General features: G+C 37.1%; 17 protein-coding genes and 1 riboswitch. Of the genes, 11 read left to right on the top strand and 6 right to left on the bottom strand.

Annotated features, from left to right (window positions below; genetic code table 11):
* The 6 genes from ABWO41_RS03575 to ABWO41_RS03550 all read left to right on the top strand — a co-directional run.
* On the top strand, positions 1-1,580 hold a 1,580-nt coding region (locus ABWO41_RS03575), incomplete at its 5' end, for a T9SS type A sorting domain-containing protein (RefSeq protein ID WP_353133554.1).
* A 137-nt stretch (positions 1,581-1,717) separates the two neighbouring features.
* Positions 1,718-6,631, top strand: coding sequence for a polysaccharide lyase family 8 super-sandwich domain-containing protein (locus ABWO41_RS03570; RefSeq protein ID WP_353133551.1), 4,914 nt, complete (start codon positions 1,718-1,720; stop codon positions 6,629-6,631).
* A gap of 222 nt (positions 6,632-6,853) precedes the next feature.
* Complete coding sequence (locus ABWO41_RS03565) at positions 6,854-8,011, top strand: SGNH/GDSL hydrolase family protein (RefSeq protein WP_353133548.1); 1,158 nt, start codon at positions 6,854-6,856, stop codon at positions 8,009-8,011.
* A 29-nt stretch (positions 8,012-8,040) separates the two neighbouring features.
* Entirely contained in the window at positions 8,041-9,150 is a 1,110-nt protein-coding gene (locus tag ABWO41_RS03560) for a sialate O-acetylesterase (protein ID WP_353133545.1), read from the top strand.
* A gap of 78 nt (positions 9,151-9,228) precedes the next feature.
* Complete coding sequence (locus ABWO41_RS03555; RefSeq protein WP_353133542.1) at positions 9,229-11,397, top strand: alginate lyase family protein; 2,169 nt, start codon at positions 9,229-9,231, stop codon at positions 11,395-11,397.
* Between the two features lie 177 nt (positions 11,398-11,574).
* Positions 11,575-11,883, top strand: a complete 309-nt coding sequence (locus tag ABWO41_RS03550) for a hypothetical protein (RefSeq protein ID WP_353133539.1) — start codon at positions 11,575-11,577, stop codon at positions 11,881-11,883.
* A gap of 49 nt (positions 11,884-11,932) precedes the next feature.
* Here the strand turns inward: ABWO41_RS03550 and ABWO41_RS03545 are convergent, their stop codons facing one another.
* The 6 genes from ABWO41_RS03545 to ABWO41_RS03520 all read right to left on the bottom strand — a co-directional run bounded on the left by ABWO41_RS03545 (position 11,933) and on the right by ABWO41_RS03520 (position 19,406).
* Entirely contained in the window at positions 11,933-12,340 is a 408-nt protein-coding gene (locus ABWO41_RS03545) for a hypothetical protein (protein ID WP_353133536.1), read from the bottom strand.
* 74 nt (positions 12,341-12,414) lie between these two features.
* The gene (gene topA / locus ABWO41_RS03540) at positions 12,415-14,958 is read right to left on the bottom strand and encodes a type I DNA topoisomerase (RefSeq protein WP_353133533.1); all 2,544 of its coding nucleotides are present in this window, start codon (positions 14,956-14,958) and stop codon (positions 12,415-12,417) included.
* 225 nt (positions 14,959-15,183) lie between these two features.
* On the bottom strand, positions 15,184-15,861 hold the full coding sequence (locus ABWO41_RS03535) for a hypothetical protein (RefSeq protein WP_353133530.1): 678 nt from the start codon (positions 15,859-15,861) through the stop codon (positions 15,184-15,186).
* Between the two features lie 68 nt (positions 15,862-15,929).
* A complete protein-coding gene (mnmA, locus tag ABWO41_RS03530; protein ID WP_353133527.1) occupies positions 15,930-17,018 on the bottom strand; it encodes a tRNA 2-thiouridine(34) synthase MnmA in 1,089 nt (362 codons plus the stop codon).
* Between the two features lie 76 nt (positions 17,019-17,094).
* Positions 17,095-18,003 carry a hypothetical protein gene (locus ABWO41_RS03525; protein ID WP_353133524.1) on the bottom strand — a complete coding sequence of 303 codons (909 nt, stop codon included), beginning with the start codon at positions 18,001-18,003 and terminating at the stop codon, positions 17,095-17,097.
* Between the two features lie 35 nt (positions 18,004-18,038).
* Positions 18,039-19,406 (bottom strand): NAD-dependent succinate-semialdehyde dehydrogenase, encoded by a 1,368-nt coding sequence (locus ABWO41_RS03520; protein WP_353133521.1) that lies wholly within the window; start codon positions 19,404-19,406, stop codon positions 18,039-18,041.
* Positions 19,407-20,303: 897 nt separating this feature from the next.
* On the opposite strand from ABWO41_RS03520, the gene ABWO41_RS03515 reads away from it, so the two are divergent.
* The 5 genes from ABWO41_RS03515 to ABWO41_RS03495 all read left to right on the top strand — a co-directional run.
* Positions 20,304-20,945 (top strand): DUF6266 family protein, encoded by a 642-nt coding sequence (locus ABWO41_RS03515; RefSeq protein ID WP_353133518.1) that lies wholly within the window; start codon positions 20,304-20,306, stop codon positions 20,943-20,945.
* 623 nt (positions 20,946-21,568) lie between these two features.
* Positions 21,569-21,663, top strand: a riboswitch (TPP riboswitch).
* A gap of 61 nt (positions 21,664-21,724) precedes the next feature.
* A complete protein-coding gene (thiS, locus tag ABWO41_RS03510) occupies positions 21,725-21,931 on the top strand; it encodes a sulfur carrier protein ThiS (RefSeq protein WP_353133515.1) in 207 nt (68 codons plus the stop codon).
* An 88-nt stretch (positions 21,932-22,019) separates the two neighbouring features.
* Positions 22,020-23,900, top strand: a complete 1,881-nt coding sequence (gene thiC / locus ABWO41_RS03505; RefSeq protein WP_353133512.1) for a phosphomethylpyrimidine synthase ThiC — start codon at positions 22,020-22,022, stop codon at positions 23,898-23,900.
* Positions 23,900-24,496, top strand: coding sequence for a thiamine phosphate synthase (locus ABWO41_RS03500; RefSeq protein WP_353133509.1), 597 nt, complete (start codon positions 23,900-23,902; stop codon positions 24,494-24,496). The genes thiC and ABWO41_RS03500 overlap by 1 nt, the downstream gene beginning before the upstream one ends.
* The coding region (locus ABWO41_RS03495) for a bifunctional hydroxymethylpyrimidine kinase/phosphomethylpyrimidine kinase (protein WP_353133506.1) at positions 24,487-25,073 on the top strand (587 nt) is incomplete at its 3' end. The genes ABWO41_RS03500 and ABWO41_RS03495, both read left to right, overlap by 10 nt.

Genomic DNA, 25,073 nt, shown 5'->3' with positions numbered 1-25,073 from the left:
GTATTTGTTTCTGTATTTCTATGGTAAAAGCACAAGAGAAGGATAAAGAATGGAATGGTGCGAGTACTAATTGGACTTATAATCTTAATGAAACCAGAGGTGGAACTTTTGTAAACTCCTATACGATACAAAAGATAGGTGGTACAGATGGATTTAAAGACGATCAGCTCACTGTAGGAACTACAGTAACCTCGACAACTACAGCTCCTGGATGGTTTCCTGCACCTTTATCTGAAGGAGATCCAACAACCGTACAGGTAAGAGCAGCAAGCGCAACTCAGTCAGGATATTCATTAATTAAAGAAGATGAGAATATTAAATCTTTTAAAATTGATGCAACCAATGCCTTAAATAAGTTTATTATAAGAAGTATAGACGCTACCAAAGCTACAGCTATTGCCAAATATTCGTTTAACTTGAAAACACATTATAATGATGAAAATGAAAATATAGTTACACCGGGTTATGCAAGAGATTATTATCTGATTTTTGGCCATAACGATGGTCTTAGTACTACGAATGTTTTAGGATCTGTTTTCAGAGATGGTAATCATTCGAATACTGAGTCTTACTATACAAGAGAGGCAATTTTTACAGGACTTAGGATTTCTTATACCCCAAATCAACCTGTTCTGGCTTTTAGACATAGAAAAGTTACGAAAGTTGCAACAGGCACAGGTACTGCAAATAATGGCACACTGGCATTTGATCCTATTAATAGTGTTAGTCTTAATGCCAATGGTACTAATACTAACTGGGAAGTTTATTGTAATAATAGTACAGACTCTCAGCATTATGTAATTGATAATAATATTTATACTGTTCTGCCCCAAACATTCCATTTGTTCATTAATAGTGTTAAAATAGGAGAATATGATATTGCAACAACAGGCATTGGTACAGCTATAAGTACGGGGAAAGCATTAAATGCTTTTATGGTTTATACAACAGGAACATCAACTGAAACAGCTGAACTGGGCTATGGTTCTATAGAAATAAGTGACTTTAAAGTAGCTTATGTAAGTACAACATCATCTACACTTCCCGTTTCTTTAGCTGCATTTACCGGAACCTACAATGGCGATTTTGTAAAACTAAACTGGAAGACTTTGTCAGAAAAAGATAATTCTCATTTTGAGGTTTTGCGTTCGGTTGATGGAAATACATTCAGTGAAGTCACCAGAGTTTTAGGAACAGGTAATTCTAACGATGTTATGAATTACACGGCAACAGATTTTCGTCCTTTGTCAGGGGTAAATTATTATAAGCTAAAACAGGTAGATAATAGTGGCGATTATTCTATGTCAGAAGTTATTGCAGTAAATACATCTCTTGGAGACAGTACATTAAAAATTGTTAAAAAAGATGGGGTATCTAGCATAATGTACTATAGCGAAACCTCTTCTATTGTCGACTTATGCGTAACAGATATTAATGGGCGTAAGTTGTACAATCAGAAAATGCAGGTTTTGGCAGGTAAAAACAAGCTTAACCTGGACATATCATTTCTTCGGTCAGGTGTTCATGTGCTTTCCGTAAAAGGTGGCGAAAGTATACAAAGTATCAAATTTGTAAACTAATTTATCAATAAAAGTGTGCGCACACAATAAATCAAAACAGAAGCAGCCGAAAGCGAATTTAAAAAATCACTTTTTAGCCAAAGAATAAGGGACGCGTAAATCTTATTAATGATAACCCAATATAACTGTATAAAATCATGAAAAAAATTTATCTATTAATGTTCGGATTGATGGTGGCAGTAGGTTCTGTGAATGCTCAGTTTACAAAATGGCAAAATGAAGGCCTGAATTGGAATTATAATTTTAACGGAAGCAGAAACACTTCATTGCCTAATCCTTTAATATACACTGGATCTTCCTATAATTACAGTTCTCCGGCGGGGTCATCTACAGGGTGGTTGCCAGCACCTCCTTCAGGAGAAGGCTATGTAAGTGTATCTGGACATTCTTCTTTTAACGGATTTTACCAATTATCACCCTCAGTTAATCCTAATAGCCTGAATATAGGACTTACTCAGGGAGGTGTGACAAAATTTTCTATATGGAAAATTCCTGAGGCATCAGAAATTACCAGATTTGCTACGCGAGTAGAAATAGGAGTTTCGGGAACGGCAGGAAGAGTAAGATTAGCTTTAGGAAATACCAATACGACAAATGGAAGTGTGTTTACAAGTGCAAGTAATGTCTCTGTTACTGTAGCAGAAGCTTCTTTATTTGCCGTATTGCAATGGTCTTACGCTGCAGGGAAAATACAGTTTGCCGTACGTAAAAATACTACCGGAACAAACCCTTCATCTACTTACGAGCTGATAAATGATAATGTGTTTACGAATGGTTCTGCTTATGATGTAGAGGTTTTTATGAACAACTCTTCAATTAGCCAAAATTATATATACAATGCACAAACCAATACAATACCGTCTAGAACGTATCAGATATGGGTCAATGGTATTCGTTTAGACTTAAGTGGAGTATTTAATTTCCCAACTGCGGTTGGTGGAGTGCCTGAACTGGCTGTTAATAAAGTAATTAATTCTTTTGGAGTTAGCAATCTGGGAGGTGCAGCAACTGCCGATGCAACTTTTAAATTTAGCAATATCGCATTTAATTATGCGCAAAGTACAGCACAGCAACGTTTTGTCGACTTTAATTCAAGTATACCCGCTAACTGGACTACTACCTCTTCAACTCCACTGGCATTATCATCAGATCATGTTAAAGGAGGAGGAAATGCCTTAAAATGGACGGCGGAAAATGGCAACCAGCTTAAGGCATTTAATCTGGGGATACCATCCACGGAAATAGCCAGCACCTTATCCGGCTCTTGTCAGGTCTTTATTTATAGCCCCGAAGTTTCCAATGATACCTTGCTTTTTCAATTCTTTGATAATACAGGAGTAAAACGGCGGGAAGGTAAAATGTTATTGAATTATAAAGGTTGGCGCGATTATCATCGGAGTTATTATTATGACTATGATAATGGAAATACCATGGCTGGGTTTGTATTAAGTCAGTGTAATATTATTTATAAACCCCAAAATACAGCATCTGTAAAAACACTTTATATTGATGAGGCAAGGATTATAGGCGATGCAGAAGTGCGTATCCCCGGTCCACATATGGTATTGGACTATCATCATTTCAGAAAGAATAATGCCAATGGCCAAAATGGCAACGCACTGGAAACATGGCTAAACATACCCGATATTTCTGTAACAACACCTTCCGGTCCTGAACTAACGGGACTTTCACAGGTAAGAACCAATTTTTTACGTACTTTAAGTAATGTCAATCCTGCTGATTTATCAGCAGCTAAGGCCTATGTGCAAATGTCAGCAATAGGTACAAATACAGACGGTAGCATAAAAGGACGTGGATTAATTGCCCTTCACGATGCAGATACACTGGTTAAGCTCTCAACCTATTGCGGGTATCTGGCAAGAGGCTATATAAACAATGGAGATACAGATGCAAGAGACAAACTTTTGCAGTTTACAGAATATCTGCTGGATCAGGGTTTGGCAGAAGGGGGCAGGAATGTACTCCGGACAAATTCATATGCCAATGCCCGTAATTTTCCTATAGGTTTTTTAGAAGCACTTAATGTTTATACCGGAGAACTAAGATCGGAAGTTATAAAAATGCTTAAATGGTCTCACCAATTTAATATTGTATACGGTGTTGATTATATACCCGGCTATAATGTTGATTTCCTGAATCTGAAATCAAAGACATTGTTCGAGTTAGCGCTGGCAGAACCGGATAGCATTGCAGTACGCGACCTTAAATGTGTAAGACGTTTTATGGAACGAATTATAGAACCATCTATGGGAGCCAGGGACGGAATGAAACCAGATGGTTTGGGCTATCATCACCAATCGTATCATGTAAGTTATATGACAGCCTGGGGTGTATGGATAGACATGATACACCGGTTAAGAGGAACAGAATTTAAGATAAATCAGCAAGCCTATGAAAATATGAGTTTAGCGATAAAGTCATTGTTTCTTACAACATCGAAAGGTACAGTGTTTTCTCAGGCAGAATCTGGAAGAACGCCTTTTCAAAATTCGGTACCGGTTAGCTTACTAAACTTTAGAAAGTTTGTAGAAATAGGCGGAGATCTAAAAGGGGTAGCCGCAGACCCCGAAATGGGAGGATTTTATAATTATATAACAGGAACCAGTACCTATTCTGTTCCTTCCGCTTCCTATAATGGTTTTCATCAGTTCAATTACGGATCAATGGGTGTACATCGGAAGAATAACTGGACAATAGTAACACGTGGTTTTACCAATAAAATATTTGGTTCAGAGATAAATGCGGGAGATAATCGCTGGGGTAGGTATCAAAGTTATGGTTCACTTGAAGTATTATATGGGGGGAGTTTAAGTGCTAGTGGATATATCAGGGATGGAGATGGTTGGGACTGGAACGTTATGCCGGGAACGACAACAGTACATTTTCCGAATTATACGGGTTTACTGGCGTTGAAACCTACATCGACAGAGTTCCAGTTAGGAAGCTTTGCCGGAGCGTCGTCTTTAGGCAGAGATGGAATTTTTGGTATGGATTTTTCTCAGGATGCAAAGACTTATTATACCACCAGTAATCTCAAGTTCAGAAAATCAGTTTTTGCTTTCGATAGTATTTTAGTCTGTTTGGGTAGTACCATATCAACCAGTAACAGTCTGGGAAATGTCGCCACTAATTTATTTCAGGCCATCAACGCTTCAACTAATCCGGCTATTTATATCAACTCTATTACGCCAACTACAGGAACATATAATAGCAATTTATCCACTGCGACATCAGGTTTATGGTTGTTGAATGCGCAAACAACAGGATATTACATTCCACAAGGAAATGGAAATATAACTGTTTTCAGAGGTTCGCAATCTACACCATTAGAATCATCAGATGATGCTAATGTAACAGCCACGGCCAATGCCAGCAAAGCATGGATTAATCATGGAACAAGTCCAACTGCCGGAAAATATCAGTTTGTTGTGGTTCCGGGAACTACTCCCCAGAATATGCAAAGTTTAGCTTCGCAGTTTTCATCCGGAAATATTTATCAGATACTTAAACAAACAGATACGTTGCATGCTGTTAAATACCTTCCGGACAGCACAACATCCTATGTGTTTTTCTCTCCCCAATCCGAAGTAAACGTAGGTTATATAAAAAGTATATCTAATAGAGCGCTGGTAGGTATAATTGAACGCGGAGACACATTAAAAGTAACAGTTACCAATCCTGATCTTAATACAGTTACAGCATCTTCCCTTGTATATTATTGGTTAGCTACCGAAAGTAATATAAACTTAGTATTGGATGGAAACTGGAATGTGGCAGAAAGCAATAGTAATGTCGCTGTTTCTCAGGGTGGAAATAATACACTGAATGTAAGTTTTACACTGATGCATGGTTTTTCTTCGACCATTACTCTCGTGAAATCAGGAACGCCAACAACTACTCCTGGTATATGGGAATCTGCAAGTACAGCATGGGACTATAATTTAGGCACAGGCACAGGTACAGGTACATCAGGTACAGCCTGGACAAATGGAGTCTCGTTATCAAGTAATTCTTCCCCGGGTTTTCTGCCTTACCCACCTCTGGGCACAGCCAGGGTGAGTAGTTCCAGTGGAGCTCCCAGGTTTGATTTACAAGGAACAGGTTCTTCAACATCTTTAAAGATGACAGCTTCGAGTGCCGGGACAATTGGCAAATTTTCTGCTTATCAAACAGGAGAATCTGCCGTTAGCAGTATTTTCTTTAAAATAGATTTTAATACATTGCCTACTAACGGTTACTGGACTTTTGCTATAGGTAATCAATCAACCGGATCAACATTTTTTAATAATGGTTCTGGAATTCAGGCGACAGGTTTAGCCGGAGAATTGTTTACGGCTTTGAGATGGGCAATGGGTACAGGTGATAATATGACGTTGGCTTATAGAAAAATTACAGATTCAACTGTTAATTACCAGACTTTAGACAATACTACTTTTGAAAAAGGTGGTACGTATAATATGGAAGTATACGGTAATAATTCCTTTTTTCCTCAGAATTATATAAGAGCAGGAATTACCTATACCGTTAATGCGGGATATTATCACCTTTGGGCAAACGGAATACAGCTCTCTGTGCTTCCGGCTGCCGATTTAGAAAGGGGAAAAGATATTAATGCTTTTCTGTTTACAGGCAACCAAAGTACGTTACCATCTGCCAATGCAGCAACGGCAACTGTAAGTAATATAAAAATGCATTTTGTGGACGAAGAAAGCTTCCTAATGTCTAGGGACTTATTTTCATCTCCGGATAAGTATGAAAAAGAAGATAATTCTACTGGAAATAACATGTTTAAAGTATTTCCTAATCCTGTAAAAGATAATATGGAATTACTGTATTATTCTGCAGAAAATCAGGAAGCCAATATTAGAATAATAGATATACAGGGGCGTATTTTATCAACAAAATCGGTGTTATTGGAACCAGGTAATAATCGTATAGAAATACGAACATTTGCTTTACCTCCCGGTACCTATGTATTGTATTTATCGGGAATGAAAGTTAGTGAGAAAGTAACATTCATTAAAATTTGACGAAAATTTTTGAAAACAGGTGTGAACCATAACTGTAAGAGCGTAAAAGAAGTGTTACTTACAACCTTTTACGCTATTGCAGCTATTTTGACATGTAAATAAGAACAGTAGAAAGTATTGAAATGCTCAATTATTGAAATATATTTTGATAATTTATAAATCTTATTTATTTTATGGTAACGTACACGAATCATAACCAGAATAAAAAAATATCTAAAGGACATGGGAAATCAAATTGCTTGTAAATATTTAAAATCTAAAATTCCATTTAACATCTCATTGTTATCCGCTTTGCTAGTATCAATAAATATCTCTGTTGCTCAGGTGAAAGAAGAGATCAAATGGTACAATCCGTCCGCAGAAAAATCCCCGGTTTTGCATCAACAATTATGGAATGAGAATACCGTAAATTCTTTTTATGATAGATTACCTGCTAATGCAGAAAAAAGTGTAAGAAAAGAAGTCTGGAATTTATCAAGAAATGCAGCAGGTTTAAAGTTGATATTTAATACGAACGCAGAGGAAATAATTATTAGATATACGACTTCCAGACCAAGAAGTGGGTATGCAATGAATCATTTTCCTGCTACAGGAGTTTCCGGTGTAGATTTATTTGCTGAAAATTCTGATAATTCGTGGCTGTGGGCTAACGGAAAATACGATTTTAAAGATACTATCACATATACATATACCGGCTTGTCGCTGGAAAAGGAAAAATATAAAAACGGTAGAAATTTCCATTTGTACCTGCCGTTGTATAACGGTGTAAAATGGTTAGAAATTGGCGTCCCAATCGGTAGTACATTTAAGTTTATTCCAGTTTCTACTGAAAAACCCATCATTGTTTACGGGACCTCTATTGCACAGGGAGGATGTGCGTCAAGAGCAGGTATGGCATGGACTAATATCCTGAACAGACAATTGAATATACCTGTAGTTAATCTTGGGTTTTCTGGTAATGGAAAGCTGGAAAAAGAAGTAGTTGATTTAATCGTAGAAAAAGAAGCTAAAATTTTTATTCTGGACTGCTTGCCCAACCTGGGAGGTGAGATAGAAAATATAAAACCCAAAACTATTTATGCGGTAAATGCTATCAGAGCAAAGTATCCCGAAACTCCCATAATACTGGTTGATGGTTCGCATTATACTGAGGGCAGAATGAATGGTGCCAGAATAAAGGGCATTAATACTATTAATAAAACAGGTTTTGAAGCTTATAAAGAATTGCAGTCGGGGGGAGTGAAAAAAATATTTTATTTAAAACGTGAAGATATTGGTTTGGATATGAACGACTCTGTAGACGGGACTCATCCAACAGATATTGGCATGCTTAAATATGCAAAAGCATACGAAAAGCTAATAAAAACAATTTTGAAATAATCTCTCATTTAGAAATAATAAATATAAACTTGAAAAATCTATTGTATAAACCATTACTGGTATTGGGATGCTGGTTTTTAACGATAACAGGTGGCATAGCTCAGAACAAAGCAAATAAATTAAAAAGTGCGCCTACAGATATTTTTCTCTTAATTGGCCAATCTAACATGGCGGGTGTAGGACCAATAGAAAGTCTTGATACTGTGGCGTTAAAAAATGCGTATCTATTTAATGATAAGGGCGAGTGGGAAGAAGTAAGAAATACAGAATTAGAAGGGACAAATCGTTATTCTTCAGTAAAAAAGCCATCAAAGCAAAGATTAAGTCCCGGATATACATTTGCTAAGAAAATTGCCTTCTATACAAATAGAAAAATAGGAATTGTATCTAACGCCCGTGGAGGGACAACGGTTAGCTGGTGGCAAAAAGGTTATACAGGCGAAAATGATTTTGATTTGTATGAAGAAGCCGTAGCAAAAGCAAAAGCAGCATTGGCGGCAACTCCCGGATCGAAAATTAAAGGGATAATATGGCATCAGGGAGAGGGCGATAATTCTAAAACGTCCAGTGTGCATTATTTGCAAAGACTAAAAAAGCTTGTTACTGATCTGAGAACAGATCTTGGTGATAGCAATATTCCATTTATAGCAGGTGAGGTAGGGAAATGGAATAATCGCGGATTGGGTGTTAACCCAAAAATCAGGCTAGTGAAAGATAGTATTCCATATGCAGATTATGTAAGTTCAGATGGTCTCACTTCTATAAATCTGGCAAAAAATGATCCGCACTTTGATACTTATAGTCAAAGAGTACTTGGTGGCAGGTACGCAGATAAAGCTTTTGAGTTAATTTATAAAGAAAAACCATCAGGAGCTACGCTTTTTAATGAAATTGATTTCAAAGGATGTTCTGTTTTGCTTATTCCCGGAGATTATACCGCAACTGATATCGAAAGTATGGGAATAAATGCTAAAGAGATCAGCTCCCTAAAAGTAGATAAAGGATATAAAATTCAATTATTTTCAGAAAATCTAAAAAAAGAAATTTTAAGTGCAGATAAGGACCAGGCATCTTTAAATGAGATAGATTTACCGTCTATAATAAGAGTAACTAAGACAAAATCGCCTAAGAAAAAATAAGTGTGTTGTAAAAAGAGTGATAATACATAAAACATAATGCGAATAACAAAAATAGTATGCACTTTTTTGATAATGCTATTGAGCATTACAATTTGGAGTAATGAAGTATCGGTGGCCCAATCAAAACAGGAACCTGTTTATGATTATTCCGTTTTTTCATTAAATCCTAAAGATTTTTATAGCCAGTTAGATTATAAAATATCAGGCTTAAAAGACGTAAAAACTGCAGTAGATGCCAGTGATTATAAAAAAGCAGGTATTGCCCTCCATAAATATTTTTTGACAAACAAAGAACTAGTACAGAAAATATTTAAGATACAAGCTATCAGACAAAGCAAAAGTAAACAACCGGCTGCGGAGCTGTTATTAAACAGGACATACGCTTTTCAGGGCGTTACATATACATTTAAAGATGGTATAGATTGGTTATATAACCCTACTGGAAAAGACGGATTGGATCTAAACCCCGAATGGGTAGTGAATACAGTTAGATTTAGGGGATTACCTTTTTTAGCAAAAGCCTACAGGGAAACGGGCGACGAACGTTACGCGATTGAACTTGTATATCTGATGCGTGATTTTATCGCAAAATTTCCTGTTCCACTTAATGAAAAGCAAGCAGGCAATAATATACCTTCAGAATTTGACAGATTAATGTACAGTAAACTTTCAGTATCTTCCAGGCTTCAAAATACTGTTTATTCATTGTTTTCTGTTCTAGAATCATCTAACCTGAAAAGTGAAGATTTTGTTATTATTTTACAGGGAGTTTATAACCATCTGTTAAGGATGGAGAAATATCCGTATTTGAACTACCATAATATGGGAGTTGCAGATGCGTATGTGTTACAGCAGGTAGCATTGGCATTTCCGGAGTTTAAGAGATCGGGAGACTGGGCAAGTTGGGCATTGAAAAGAGGATTAGATCAAATGGAACATGTGGTTTATCCTGATGGAGTTGAAAAAGAACTTTGTCCGAGGTATCACCAGGGAGTGATGTCTGAATTTGCCAAATTTATGGAAGTATCCCGGTTTGCCGGAAATAAAACTCCCGTTGAATTTATTGATAAATTAAAGAGCATGGCAAGGTTTCTTGCTGACTTTTCCCGCCCAAATGGATCTATACCAGCATTTAATGAAATGGTACAAAATTCAGATGAAGGCGAAAAAATCCGACAAAGGGTACGAAATATAGCAAATGTTACAAATGATAATGAAATTCTCAGATGGTTTGGTAGTAACGGAACACAGGGGGCAAAACCAGGTTATAGTTCTGTAGCATTTAAATGGTCGGGATATTATGTAATGCGCTCCGGTTGGGCCAAAAACGATAATTACATGGCAATTAAAGCGGGGCCTTATGGTTTGGCCCATCAGCAGGAAGATAAACTGAGCTTTGAACTATTTGCTAACGGAGAACCGTTTTTGATAGATCCCGGATTCTATATTTACAACAAAGCAAGTGTATGGAGAAAATATTATCGCTCATCGCTTGCACATAACACAGTTGTACCTAATGGTCTAAGTCAGTTAAGAGAAGGACAACGTTCTTTATATGAAAACAAAAAACCAAATGATGCCTTATGGCTCAGTAACGATGAATACGACTTTTTAAGTGCTATTTACAACAACGGTTATTCAAATTTTAATTATATAGGAGAACAGAAAACAGAAGAATTGCAACAAATAAAACATCAAAGAGATGTTCTATTTGTTAAACCTGGCGTATGGCTGATGATAGATTGGATGCAGGCAGAAAAACCAGAAAAGCATCTTTATGAAGCATTGTTTCAAAGCGAATATCCTGTTACGGTGTCCGGAAAGAATCTGATAATAAAAGGGAAAAACTCAAACCTTTTTATACTTCCTGTAGAGGCCGAAGGAAAAACGGTAGAAGCAAGTATTGCTATAGGTCAGGCTGAACCCGTTAGAAGGGGATGGATTTATAAAGTTGACAAGAAGAAAAATCAACCTATATCAACAGGAGTAATCAGTCAGAAAGCAGCTGGAAGTACTGGGCAAGCCTATTTTATAATCCCGGGCAAAGGATATGAAATATCTTCTTATAAAATTAAAATGTTTCATGTAGAAGGAGGAATAGGTGGAGAACTAACAAGTCCGGAAGGCATCTTATTGAGATTTATTGCCCAACAATATCCGGGAAAAACAATATCTGCCTCAGGTTTAAAAACCTCGGCCAGAATGAAATTTACTGTGAGCAACGAAAAAACGATAGAGATCAATTAGAGCGAAGAAAAGGAGGAGAGAATTGTTCTATAATATAAGCTCACGCTGGAACTTGTCTGTCTTACAGGTCGTAAGTTAGGTTATTTATTAATAAAAGATGATCATATATTTTGTGGATTGTAATTTCTATACTTAAATTTAAATAGAGTTTAATAAACTCTTTTAAAACATAAAACCATGAAAAAACTAATGAGTTTTGTAGCAATAACAGTATTAGGAATAGCTACTGTATTTGCGCAGACAGGGGCGCCTGCTTCAAAAAGTCCGGAAAAAACTGTTAAGACGGTCAAAAAAGAAACTAAAACAACGGGATCTACACAAGCCAAGAAGGCAGAAGCAAAAGCCACTGATGCCAAGCATTTGAAAGCTGATGGAACACCAGACAAGCGCTACAAAGAAAATAAAACTTCGGAAGGGCCTAAGAAAAAAGATGGTACCGCAGATATGCGCTACAAAGCGAATAAAGAGAAAGCTAAAAAGAAATGAGATAGCTTTTTAAACAAACGGGAGGTAAATTTTCAACTCCCGTTTGTGTTTATTGCCCAATCATTACACCGGGTTTATTTACAAGAGGAATTTTAATGAAGTTAGATTCTACAATGCTCTCTGGTAAGAAAATAAACTTCTTATCGTATATATCTCTGCCGATATAATATGAAATCCAGTATTCATTATTTAATCCAAAAACCTGTTCGTCTATAATTTCAATTTTAGCGAATGACTTTTTCTCAATTAACGGGATCATGTGCCTTAAAACACTTGTTTTTACTTCTTCGCCGTCTTTAGTTCCGTAGCCTTTAGATGTAATCAATACATTGTTAATGTCCTCATTTTTCTGGTTAATGAGGTATACGCTCCATTCTTTGCTTTCGGGGCTTTCTTTTTCCAATACAACGGCTATCGAAATATCCTCAACAATATTATTTGGCAAATCTTTTTTCATGACTTAAGAACAGAAAAACAGAAATGAGAATACTTAAAAGAACCGTATACTATCCCCAATTCTGTTAATAGTATTTATTTTTTTGTGGTTTTTTTCGTAGTCTTTTTCGCTTTTTTCTCGAAAGCATCCGGAACCTGTTCCACAATTAGTTTTTTCACCTCGTCTAAAGAAACGTTAGCAAGTTCCTCTGTGGTATATTTTTGTCCTGTAGCCGGATTTTTTCCAAGTTTCAACATTTGCTTTCCAAAACGGATGAAAGGTCCCCAACGACCGTTTTCTATGGCAATTTTTTCTGTTTCCCACTGTTGAATGTATCTATTGGCTTCCTTCTCAATTTTGTTTGATATCAACTCATTAATTTCTGACTGACTTAAATTGTCAAAATTGTATCTCACAGGAACATTAATAAAAAGGTCTTTCCATTTTAAGAATGGCCCAAACCGGCCTTTTCCTTTAGAAACAGGGTGTCCCTGAAACTCGGCAACAGGAGCGTCGGTATTTATTTTCTCGTTAATAATCTCTATAGCCCTTTCGTCTGTTACACTAAGAGGCTCTTCATTTTTGGGAAGAGAGATAAAAGTATCACCCCATTTTACATATGGTCCGAATCTTCCAATACCAACAGAAACTTCTTTGCCCTGGTAGTCATTTAACTGGAATGGTAGCTGGAATAAACTTAATGCATCGTCTAATGTAATAGTTTCTACAGACTGCGATTTTAATAAGCTGGCGTATTTAGGCTTGTCTTCCTCATCAAGTTCACCAATTTGAACCATAGGTCCAAATTTTCCAACTTTAGTATATACATTTTTGCCAGATTCCGGATCTATACCCAGTAATCTTTCTCCTGTGGCTCTGTCAGCATTTTTTAAGGTGTCTTCAACTTCAGAATGGAAAGGCTGATAGAACTTTTTCAACATATCTGTCCAGTCTTTCAGTCCATTGGCAATTTCGTCGAATTGCTTTTCCACTGTAGCGGTAAAGTTAAAATCTACTATACCTTTAAAATGTTCTACCAGAAAATCGTTAACTACAGCACCGATATCTGTTGGAAATAATTTGCCTTTTTCGGTACCTGTAACCTCAGATTTTGTTGCCGACTTTATCTCGCCACTTCTTAAAGTGAATGTTTTGTAGTTTCTGGTACGGCCTTCACGATCCTCTTTTACAACATAACCTCTATTCTGAATAGTAGAAATCGTAGGAGCGTAGGTTGATGGTCTCCCGATACCCAATTCTTCCAGTTTCTTCACCAGTGAAGCTTCACTGTACCTTGGAGCAGGTCTGGTAAACCTTTCCATGGCTGTCATCTCATTTAATGTAAGTTCCTGACCAATTTGCAATGGAGGTAAGATCCCGTTATCGGCTTTATCATCTAAATGAGAATCACTTTCTTCATCTTCAGACTCTAAATAAACCTTTAAAAAGCCGTCAAATTTCAGAACTTCGCCATTAGCAACCAATTCTTCTTTACGCGTAGATATACCAATTTTTGCAGTTGTTTTCTCGAATTGTGCTTCACTCATTTGCGAAGCGATAGCTCTTTTCCAGATCAGATCGTATAATCTTTTTTCAGAAGCATCTCCTTCGATAGTATGCCATTCAAAATGAGTTGGTCTGATAGCTTCGTGAGCTTCCTGAGCACCTGCCGATTTTGTTTTAAAAACCCGTCTGTGATGATATTTACTTCCAAAAGCATTGTTGATTTCTTTCTCGGAAGCATTTAGAGCCGTTTCTGAAAGATTAACAGAGTCTGTTCTCATATAGGTTATCTTTCCTGTTTCGTATAGCTTTTGAGCTATAGACATTGTTCTTGAAACAGAGAAGCCTAACTTTCTACCAGCTTCTTGTTGCAGGGTAGAAGTGGTAAAAGGAGGGGCAGGGCTTCTTTTTGTAGGCCTTACTTCTAAATTATTTATGTTAAATAAAGCAGCTTTGCAATCTTCAAGGAATTTTTCTGCCTCTTTTTGTTCAGCATATCGTTGAGGGAGCTCTGCCTTAAATAATTCTTTTCCTTTTCCTGTACTGAAAATGGCAATAATCTTATAAGCAGACTCTGCATTGAATAGATTTATTTCCCTTTCCCTTTCTACAATAAGACGAACAGCAACAGATTGAACACGACCTGCAGATAAGGAAGGTTTAACTTTTTTCCAAAGTACTGGAGAAAGCTCAAAACCTACCAATCTATCCAAAACCCGTCTGGCTTGCTGGGCATTCACCAGATTGTAATCTATGTTTCTGGGATTTTCAATGGCTTTAGTAATTGCAGGCTTTGTAATTTCATGAAAGACAATCCTTTTTGTTTTGTCTTCTTTTAAACTTAAAGATTCAAATAAATGCCAGGCAATGGCTTCTCCTTCGCGATCCTCATCGGAAGCTAACCACACAGTTTCAGCATCTTTAGCCAGTTTTTTTAGTTCGGCTACTACCTGTTTCTTATCAGACGGTATTTCATAATGTTGCTTAAAGTTGTTGTCAACTTCAATAGCACCATCGTCTTTTCTAAGATCCCGGATATGTCCGTAGCTTGACTTAACTAAAAAATCTTTACCTAAATAACCTTCTATCGTTTTTGCTTTTGCCGGAGACTCAACAATGAGTAAGTTTTTTGCCATTAATTCTCGATTTTACCGCAAATAAAGGGATAATAAATTTTTTATCCCAAAAATTACACTAAATAAATACTGGTCTGATTAAAATTTGTTGGTAATATCACATATAATTGAAGCTTTCTGCTCCATAGCTTTTAAATAAGTTCACCCTTAGTCATTCTAGTTCAGGAGCCATTTCCTGACTGGTGAAATATAATTCAAATCAAGTGCCTAAATTAAAATGTGAAATTAATAGGAGCGGTTTAATAACATAATACATATTGTGCCATGCATTATCTTTCCAGAAGATATGTCTTTTTTTATTTGTCTGACATCCTTTTTTATTAGTCCGATACCTTTTGCATAGCTTTCGCTAACGATATCTTCATCTATCAGATTAAATTCATCAGATTGTTGTACTACTGCAACAGAGTTATAGCTTGTTTCTCCGATTTGTATAGTTTCAGAAAAGCTAGTTATTCTATAATCCTGCTTTTCTAAAGTATTTCTGGAGTTACCATTCCATACTGCGCCCAATTCTGGGGGAAATACAAAACGAATAAAAGTTTGATTATCTATCTGCTCTTCGGCTGATCTTAAATAAATACTTCTGGTAAAAGTTTTTTGGTAAGTCCAGATATTACTATCCGAATTTTTCTTATATCTTTCTAATCTGTAAACAGTATTGCCGGCCAGATTGGTAAAAGTATCTGCTATAGAATCTTTTATCTGGAAAAGATAGTTAGTTGCTCTGCCATTATAAAACTCATCATAAAAAGTAGAATCTACATCGTAGATCCAAACTTTTTCCTTTTCCAAAGGGTAATATTCAAACCCTAAGTTTCGTTTAGGAGCATTGTTTTCTTTTGTACAGGAGGCAAAAGCCAATATTGAAATTATAGCAAAAGAAAAATATCTCCTGATCATAGTTTTGTTTAATGAAGAACTAAGATAAAAGATTTGCATTTATGCTACAACAAAATGAAGATTTATCCCTACATCAGGAAACCACCGCCTAATAAATCGTTGCCTTCATAAAAGACAGCAGATTGTCCGGGTGCAATTCCTGTAACCGAATGATGGAAATTTACTTTCATTAAATCTCCTTCCTGATGAATATGGCTTAACGTACCAGGATCTTTATACCTAATTTTGGTTACCGCTTCCAATGGCTCTGTAATAGAACCATATTTAACCAGATTCAAGTTTCTAACGGTAGCTTCCTTTTTCTGCAAATCTGCTTCTTCTCCTAAAACAACGGTATTGCTTTCCGGTAAGATCTGAGTAACAAACATAGGTTTGCCTAAAGCAATTCCAAGCCCTTTTCTTTGTCCAATAGTATAGAAGGGGTAACCCTGATGTTTACCTACTTTAGTTCCGTCCACCAGCACAAAATCACCACCTGCAACTTCAGTTTCAAGTTCGGGTACCCGGTGTTTCAAAAAAGAACGATAATCATTATCAGGAACGAAACATATTTCATAACTCTCGCTTTTTTTAGCTAAGTCTTCCTGACCCATATCAAAAGCCATTTGTCTGATCTCAGCTTTAGTAAATGATCCCAAAGGGAATTTGGTACGCGCTAAATTCTCTTGCGAAACGCCCCAAAGAACATAAGATTGATCTTTGTTTTCATCTTTTCCCTTAGAAATTACGTACCGTCCATTATCCTGAAGCCTGATATTAGCATAATGTCCTGTTGCTATAAACTCACAGTCCAGCTTATCGGCCCTTTTTAACAAAGCTTCCCATTTAATGTGGGTATTACATAACACACAAGGGTTTGGTGTACGTCCGGCTAAATATTCATCTACAAAATTGTCAATTACATAATCACCAAATTCGTTGCGGATATCTAATATATAATGGGGAAAGCCGTAACCCACAGCCAGAGAGCGGGCATCGTTAATAGAATCCAGGCTGCAGCAGCCTGTTTCTTTAGAATTTGCGCCAGAAGAAGCGTAGTCCCAGGTCTTCATGGTAAGTCCAATCACTTCATATCCTTGTTCGTGTAACATTACTGCAGCTACAGAACTGTCTACACCACCACTCATTGCTACTAATATTCTCCCGTGTTTGCTCATGACAAAAAATTTCCGCAAAGATAAGGCTTTGCGGAAATAATAACTATTAAAGTAGTCAGCTATAAGTAATTTTGCTTTAGTTCTGAACGAGATGATTGAGGTTTTCTTCTTTAAAGAATGGAACCAGAATTTCTTCAGATCTTTTTAGAAGTGTAGCAATTTCCACTTCTTTTGGACTGTCAGCATCAACTAAATGCAAAGCTTCGGTCTTTAAACCTTCGTCTTTTAAATCGCCAATAGCATCAATAACCCAGCTTAAAGCAAAAAAATAATCTTTATTTATTAAAATATGATCGTTGAAGTTCAGAGTTGTCGGAAATACATTGTATGGTGAATTGACGATATTGTCCGTGAGGTATTTTTGTATATATTCAGGCTGTTTTTCCTGATTGTCGGCATATTTAAAAAGCCCTAAAAATGCCTGAGGATAAATGGACAACCAGCGTAAATCTCTTCTTATCTCATGAACATCATCTTCAATATCTTCGAATTTAAAATCTGATGTTTTACTAAATGAAATAATTTCTGCTATTTCATTTTTATAGAAGTCTTTGATCTTTGCCGTCTCTTCTTCAATGTCCAGATTGGGAATATCAGAGATTTGCTTTCGTATTTTTTTTATTCTTTTGCCGTTTAACCAGTCTTTTTTGGCTAACAGCTTGTTATATTCTTCTTCTTTATCGACGGCTTTTTTTGTTAAATCGGCCTTCACCTTTTCATCTTCTAAAATTTCGGCATAGTAATAGAAGAAATCTATTTCGCCTATTAAATCTTCACCGGACTTGAAGTGTTTATTTAGCTTTTCAAAAATTTTTTTATCAGCTATTTTTTGATAGACCCTCGTTAACGCTTCCAACATAAAGAGAGAAGTCCTGAAATTATTTTTATACAGCCATTTGGCCGGATTAGATTCCTTACTGGCTTTTGCCAGGTTTTCTTCGGCAATAGTTAAGTAATAGTCAAACGTCTGACGAAGTATTTCCATAATTTTATTTTTTAATAGGCAGTAGTTCAGGATAATTATTTAATGTACACCGTTTTTATATTAACAAATTCTTTAATGCCATAAACGCCCAACTCGCGTCCATAACCAGACTCATTTATTCCGCCGAAAGGAAGCCGGGGGTCTGACTTTACAAAGCTGTTTACGAAACATGAACCTGCCTGTAGTTTTTCTTTTGCTAATTTTTCTCCTTTTTTAATGTTTTTGGTAAATAACGCACCGCCTAATCCGAAACTTGTATCGTTTGCAATATCAATAGCTTCTTTTTCATCTTTAGCTATAATAATAGCGGCAACAGGTCCAAAGATTTCCTCCTGATAGGCCGTATTTCCCTTCTTTACATGAGTAAGAATTGTAGGCGGATAAAATGCGCCTTTTTCTTTGGGAATATAACCACCCAAAATGCATTTAGCTCCCTGATTGATAGAGGCCAATACTTGTTTATGTAAATCGTCTCTTAGATCTTCTCTGGCCATAGTACCCAGGTGGAATTGAGGATTCGATGGATTTCCGAATTTCCTTGCTTCCATTTTGGACTTGAATAACCTGATGAATTCTTTTGCAATATCTTTTTCCACAATAAATCTCTTTGCTGCAATACAACTTTGTCCGTTATTAATCAATCTGGAATTTACGCAGGTTTCTGCAGCCATTTCTATATCTGCATCTTTCAGAACAATATAAGGATCAGATCCTCCGAGTTCCAAAACTGTTTTTTTAACGAGACTACCTGCCAAAGCAGCTACCTTTTTTCCGGCATTAGTGCTTCCCGTAAGTGTAATAGCTTTAATTAAAGGGTTTTCTATGGTTTTATCTAATTTACTGCTCGAAATTACTATGGCATTAAAGCAGTTTTCCGGAAAACCAGATTGTTTCACAATTCTTTCTATAGCCAAAGCACATCCGGTAGTATTAGAAGCATGTTTTAGGATACCTGCATTTCCGGCCATCAAGGCAGGAGCCACAAACCTGAAAACCTGCCAGAAAGGGAAATTCCAGGGCATAATGGCTAAAACAATTCCTATGGGTTGAAAGCTGATATAACTTTTTTGTGCTTCCGTCTCTATAAATTCATCTTCAAGGAACTGTTCTGCATTATTTGCATAATACTCACAAACACTGGCACATTTCTCTATTTCTGCAACAGCATCTGCTGCCGGTTTGCCTATTTCCGAAACCATTAAATTAGCCAGGTCATACTTTTCCTTATATAAACTTTTGGCTATGTTGTGCATCCACACAGAGCGTTGCTTAAAACTGGTTTCCTTTAGTCTGATCCAGTCGCTTTGAGTAGCCCTGATAATAGATTCTATTTTTTTATCGCTATACTCTGGATAAGTTTTAATCACTTTTCCGGTAAACGGATTAATACTTTTAAGAGCCATGATTCAACAAATTATTGGATATGCATATATAATAATTAAATTGTTGACTTTGTTTTTTTGTTTCCGGAATTGTGAAAATAAGCCTAATTTTTTATTATGTTTACCATTGTATTCCCTATAACACCTTTCGACATTTTTAAAAGCCTCTAAGTCCGTCAAATTCCATTAAAGTCCGTGAAACTCCGTTTGTTTATTGGCCCCGATTCGCACCTGCTTCGGTATTGGTATGCGTCTGCTTTAGGTATTGTTCTATACATGATTTGATTTTTCCGAAGAAGTTCCAAAGCAATCTGGTTTCATACAGGAGTTTTTTAACTCTGTTTAATTCATTAAAGCCTGTTATCTTTTTCCGGATTCTGAGACTTTCTTTCATGTAATAATCCACCTGCCTCGACTGAGAAAGTAGAAAGCAGTTGGGGATGCTATTGTTTAGTATTTCTGAAAGATTACTCAGAGAAAACACTTCCTTTTGATAGTATTCCAGGCCGATAAAGTTCATTAAGTCAGCAAGCACTACTTTTATCGTAGGGTCCTTTAGGAAAGAGACTGCTGCCCCGACGAAGAAAACTTTAAAGCCATCGTAAAAGACGTGTCCACAAGATAGAGCTTATCGGAAAGGTCACAACGAAGTCTATCTGATCGGCGGCCACCTTTTTACACCCCTCTGTATTTATGGTTTATTCATCTGTAATTGACTAATAATTTATTCGCCACTCTGTTTCTTTTTGAAGAGAGATATTAGTGATAAAATAGAGGGTTTATAGAGGGTTCATAGAGGTACAGCTCTATAAAATCACTATTTTAACATTCTTTTATTTATAGTTAATTACTATTATGAGTATCTTTATAGTATACCCGTATCCTAATAGGGTAGTTCTTTATAAACCTTTGTATATTATGGCAATACTTAAAGATGGTATCAACGGTCCATTTTCGGGGAAAGTGGGCAGTATCGTAGGTTATCAGTTAAATGGTCAGACTGTTATCCGTGGTTTACCCAAGGTGGTCAGGCGAAAACCGACAGCATTGACCCTGCTCAATAGGGCGCGGATGAAGGCCGTGTCAGAGTTTTTGAAACCCTTAAAACAGGTAATCGATTTTGGTTACAGGAATATAGCTCCTCAGGGAAGCCGGGTAGGTACTTTTCAAGCAGCACAATCCCATACTTTCAGGAATGCTATCGATTATGGCGAAGATAATGTACCCTATATCAATCCTGAAAAGGTATTGGTCTTTAGGGGAGATTTGATGAAGCCTCCTCTTTTGGCAGTCACGCGTGAAGAAAACAATATTCATATACAGTGGGACACTGTGCAATACAAGTACAAACGTGGGATTCTTTTGGTTATGGCCTATGCTATTGAAAACGGACAGATTTGGTTTGATGAAGGCGGTGCAAAAATATCAGAAGGGTGCTTTACCTGGGATTTGGGTGAGGCGGCCTCTTCTGTTAGGTATCCGCATCTGCATATATATGTCGGGTTTTACGATGTGGTATGTAATGAGTTGTCGGATTCTGTATACGGTGGTTGTGTATAAGCAGGCAGGGCCGTTCTTCGGCTATATTTAGTACATGATAAAAACTTTGGTTAAATAAGGAGATTTTCAAGTCTCAGAGCTAAAGATCTTGGGCTACCTGATGAGAGATTGCCTGCCTGCCGTCGAGGCAGGCTTCGCAGGCCTTTGAATCAAATGACATTCATAGAGCGTCATAGCGAAGAAGATAGCCTGTCCTGAACTTAATTCGGGAACGAAGCAATCTCAATTTAGACGATCGAAGGATTTATAGGCTAGAAGGAATATATAATATATTGGTTCTCTGTTTTTTAGTCCGGGAGGTGGTCTCTCGGAAAGGATTCTGCGATAGTCAGTTATATTTTCGTAGTGTCTTTCTGAAAGAAGACACTACTTGGGCGGAAATAATAAAAATGTGTCATTCAGACAAAAGAGGAAAACTTCAGAAAGAAATTTGATTGGGATGTTACCTAACCTTTTCGGAGTATTCAGCGATTTCGGCTTTTCTATTATTCAATGAGATACTTAAAGACTCTAAAATACCTGCAAGTTTTAATAAACCGAGTTTAAAACTTAACGACTCTCGCTAAAGGCGCATCTTAATTGTATACGTAATTTGCTATTATCAAAATAATGCCTAGTTTTGAAGCAAACTTTAGGGGTGTCCCGTTTGCGGGCTGAGATTATACCCTCTGAACCTGATGCAGTTCATACTGCCGAAGGGAAAAGTGAGAAGCGCTAGCTTTGCATTGTAACGTCTGTATATGGCCGTTCCTAAAGTTTTGTTTTTTAAACTGTTAGGAATGAAAATTAAAATTAATCATCAATTTCACGAAGTACCGGATCAAACAACTATTCTGCAGTTGATGGAAGATCTGTTTCCGCATCAAAAATCTTTTGGAATGGCAGTGGCTGTTAATCAGGTTGTTGTGGGGAAATCTGTTTGGGTCAATCATATTCTCCAGGAAAACGACTCTTTAACGCTCATAAGAGCTACGCAGGGCGGATGATTTATTAATATAAAGCCACATATTCCTCTTAATTCATGGAAATGATATTGAGTCGGGCTTATTCAACAATAAAATAAAACATAAACATATGGAAACTACAAGTAAAGATTTGGATATGATATCAAGAGATCCGTTCCCGGCATCAGAGAAAATATATGTTAAAGGGAACATACACAATATAGAGGTAGCTATGCGTAAGATCTCTTTGACAGAAACCAGAGTGCATAATGGTTTTGGATTAACAGAGAAAAATGCGGCAGTTACGGTTTATGATACCAGTGGCCCTTATACTGATCCAAATATAGATATTGATGTTAAAAAAGGACTTCCAAAACTGAGAGAGCAATGGATTCTGAATAGAAATGACGTTGACCGTTTAGCCGGGATTACTTCCGATTATGGGAAACAACGTTTAAATGATGAAAAGTTAGATCATCTGCGTTTTGTTAGGAATGCTTTTCCGCTGAAAGCAAAAGATGGACAGAATGTAACCCAATTACATTATGCAAAAAAAGGATTGATTACCCCAGAGATGGAATACATTGCCATTAGAGAAAATCAGCAGATAGAAATATTGAAAGAAACCTTAGGCGACCAGTACGAAACTTTAGCAAAGCAGCATCAGGGAAATAGTTTTGGTGCACTTACTCCAAAAGGTTGGATTACGCCCGAGTTTGTAAGGCAGGAGGTAGCGGCAGGAAGGGCTGTAATTCCGGCAAACATTAATCACCCCGAAGCAGAGCCTATGATTATTGGCCGGAATTTTTTAGTGAAGATTAATGCTAATATAGGTAACTCTGCAGTAAGCTCTTCTATAGAAGAAGAAGTAGAAAAGGCAGTTTGGGCTTGTCGTTGGGGGGCCGATACGATTATGGATTTATCTACAGGGAAGAATATACACGAGACCCGCGAGTGGATTGTCAGAAATTCTCCTGTGCCTATAGGTACGGTACCTATCTACCAGGCATTAGAGAAAGTAAATGGAAAGGCTGAAAACCTGACCTGGGAAATTTTTAGAGATACGCTGATAGAGCAGGCCGAACAGGGTGTAGATTACTTTACTATTCATGCTGGTGTATTGCTAAGATATATTCCATTGACAGCTAAGCGTATAACAGGTATTGTTTCAAGAGGTGGTTCTATTATGGCGAAGTGGTGTTTGGCACATCATAGAGAGAATTTCCTGTATACGCATTTCGAGGAAATCTGCGAAATCATGAAAGCTTATGACGTTTCATTCTCTTTGGGTGATGGCTTGAGACCGGGTTGTTTAGCAGATGCAAATGATGCGGCACAGTTTGCAGAACTGGAAACTTTAGGCGAGCTGACAAAAATTGCATGGAAGCATGATGTGCAAACCATTATAGAAGGGCCAGGTCACGTTCCTATGCACATGATTAAAGAAAATATGGAGAAACAGTTGGAGCATTGTGCAGAAGCACCTTTTTATACACTAGGTCCTTTAACAACAGATATTGCGCCAGGTTATGACCATATTACGTCTGCCATTGGAGCTGCGATGATTGGCTGGTATGGTACCGCCATGTTATGTTATGTAACACCGAAAGAACATTTGGGGCTACCCAATAAAAAGGATGTAAAGGATGGTGTAATAACCTATAAGATAGCTGCGCATGCGGCAGATTTGGCCAAGGGACACCCGGGAGCACAGTATAGGGATAACGCTTTAAGCAAGGCCAGATTTGAGTTTAGGTGGGAAGATCAGTTTAATCTTTCTCTGGATCCGGATACAGCAAGGGAATTTCATGACGAGACATTGCCCGCTGATGGCGCCAAAATAGCACATTTCTGCTCCATGTGCGGCCCTAACTTTTGTTCTATGAAGATTACGCAGGATGTAAGGGCTTATGCAGAAGAACAAGGTTTAAGCGAATCTGAAGTACTTGAAGAAGGAATGGCGAAAAAGTCTGAAGAATTTAAAGACAAGGGAAGCGAGATTTATCTGTAATGGAAGTTATTGTTATTTCTCATCCCGAAATGCTTGATGGAGAAAGTACATTGGTAAATGCTTTGTTTGATGAAGGTCTTGAAATTTTCCATTTGCGAAAGCCTGGCGTCGCTATAGAAGCAATCCATGAATTTTTAAAACAGATTAAGCCGGTATATCGTCAACGTATAGCTTTACACCAGTACCACGAGTTGGCAAATGAATTTGCAATGAAAAGATTACATTTTTCGGAAAGGTACAGAAGGGTATTGAATAAGAATGAGTTCTGTATGCTTGGAGAGTATGGTTACACTTTAAGTACTTCTTTACATGATCTTGAAGATATCGAAGAGATACGGCTGTTTGACTATACCTTTTTTGGTCCGCTGCTTAAGAGTATTTCCAAGCCTGATTATTATAATGAATTTATTTGTAGTGATACTTTAAGTAATAATAATAAACAGTTTAATTTAATTGCTTTAGGTGGTATTAAAGATGATAGCTTTAAGTATTTGAGGAGTCTTGGATTTAAAGGTGCAGCCTTGCTGGGCTTCATTTGGCAGAAACCTGAAGAAGCAGTGTTACAATTCAAAAAAATCAAGGAGTTATGGAAATAAAGCGTCCGCATGTTTTGGTCATTTCCGGTTTTGATCCCAGTGCGGGAGCAGGTATACTGGCAGATGTAAAAACTATAGAAGCCTTAAAAGCTTATGCATTTGGTATTGTAAGTGCTTTAACCCATCAGGACGATAAACGCGTACATGATACTTCGTGGATAGCTTTAGATGATATTTATCAACAAATTGATATACTGTTTAATAGATTTGAAATTGATGTGTGTAAAATTGGAATTATGGAATCTACCAGAGCGTTAAACAAAGTGATTTTATATCTGAAACAGCGAAATCCAAATATCAAAATTATCGTAGATCCGGTTTTGAAAAGTTCCTCGGGTTTTTATTTCCAGGAAAGTATTTTACGTAATGAATGGCAATGCATATTGCAGAAACTTTATTTACTGACACCGAATATAGACGAAATGAAGTGGCTTAGCGGTGTCAGGGATCCGGCACTGGCGGCAAAAGCATGGTCGGTTTTAGGAGACATTTTACTAAAGGGCGGCCATAGTATTGCAGATAAAGGGACAGATTTACTTTTTCAGCCAGGTAAAGAAACCCGAATAGATAATTTCCA

The sequence above is a fragment of the Pseudopedobacter sp. genome (genome assembly GCF_040392825.1).
GTDB lineage: Bacteria > Bacteroidota > Bacteroidia > Sphingobacteriales > Sphingobacteriaceae > Pseudopedobacter.
The sequence above is the reverse complement of the archived record's forward strand: the minus strand, read 5'-3'. Positions and strand labels throughout refer to the sequence as shown.

What these genes read in the sequence shown, in the direction of transcription:
- ABWO41_RS03515 (WP_353133518.1), top strand. Translation starts at nt 20,304, where the DNA reads ATGGCAATACTTAAAGATGGTATCAACGGTCCATTTTCGGGGAAAGTG.
- ABWO41_RS03545 (WP_353133536.1), bottom strand. Translation starts at nt 12,340, where the DNA reads ATGAAAAAAGATTTGCCAAATAATATTGTTGAGGATATTTCGATAGCC.
- ABWO41_RS03525 (WP_353133524.1), bottom strand. Translation starts at nt 18,003, where the DNA reads ATGGAAATACTTCGTCAGACGTTTGACTATTACTTAACTATTGCCGAA.
- ABWO41_RS03550 (WP_353133539.1), top strand. Translation starts at nt 11,575, where the DNA reads ATGAAAAAACTAATGAGTTTTGTAGCAATAACAGTATTAGGAATAGCT.
- thiS (WP_353133515.1), top strand. Translation starts at nt 21,725, where the DNA reads ATGAAAATTAAAATTAATCATCAATTTCACGAAGTACCGGATCAAACA.
- thiC (WP_353133512.1), top strand. Translation starts at nt 22,020, where the DNA reads ATGGAAACTACAAGTAAAGATTTGGATATGATATCAAGAGATCCGTTC.
- mnmA (WP_353133527.1), bottom strand. Translation starts at nt 17,018, where the DNA reads ATGAGCAAACACGGGAGAATATTAGTAGCAATGAGTGGTGGTGTAGAC.
- ABWO41_RS03570 (WP_353133551.1), top strand. Translation starts at nt 1,718, where the DNA reads ATGAAAAAAATTTATCTATTAATGTTCGGATTGATGGTGGCAGTAGGT.
- ABWO41_RS03520 (WP_353133521.1), bottom strand. Translation starts at nt 19,406, where the DNA reads ATGGCTCTTAAAAGTATTAATCCGTTTACCGGAAAAGTGATTAAAACT.
- ABWO41_RS03500 (WP_353133509.1), top strand. Translation starts at nt 23,900, where the DNA reads ATGGAAGTTATTGTTATTTCTCATCCCGAAATGCTTGATGGAGAAAGT.
- topA (WP_353133533.1), bottom strand. Translation starts at nt 14,958, where the DNA reads ATGGCAAAAAACTTACTCATTGTTGAGTCTCCGGCAAAAGCAAAAACG.
- ABWO41_RS03565 (WP_353133548.1), top strand. Translation starts at nt 6,854, where the DNA reads ATGGGAAATCAAATTGCTTGTAAATATTTAAAATCTAAAATTCCATTT.
- ABWO41_RS03535 (WP_353133530.1), bottom strand. Translation starts at nt 15,861, where the DNA reads ATGATCAGGAGATATTTTTCTTTTGCTATAATTTCAATATTGGCTTTT.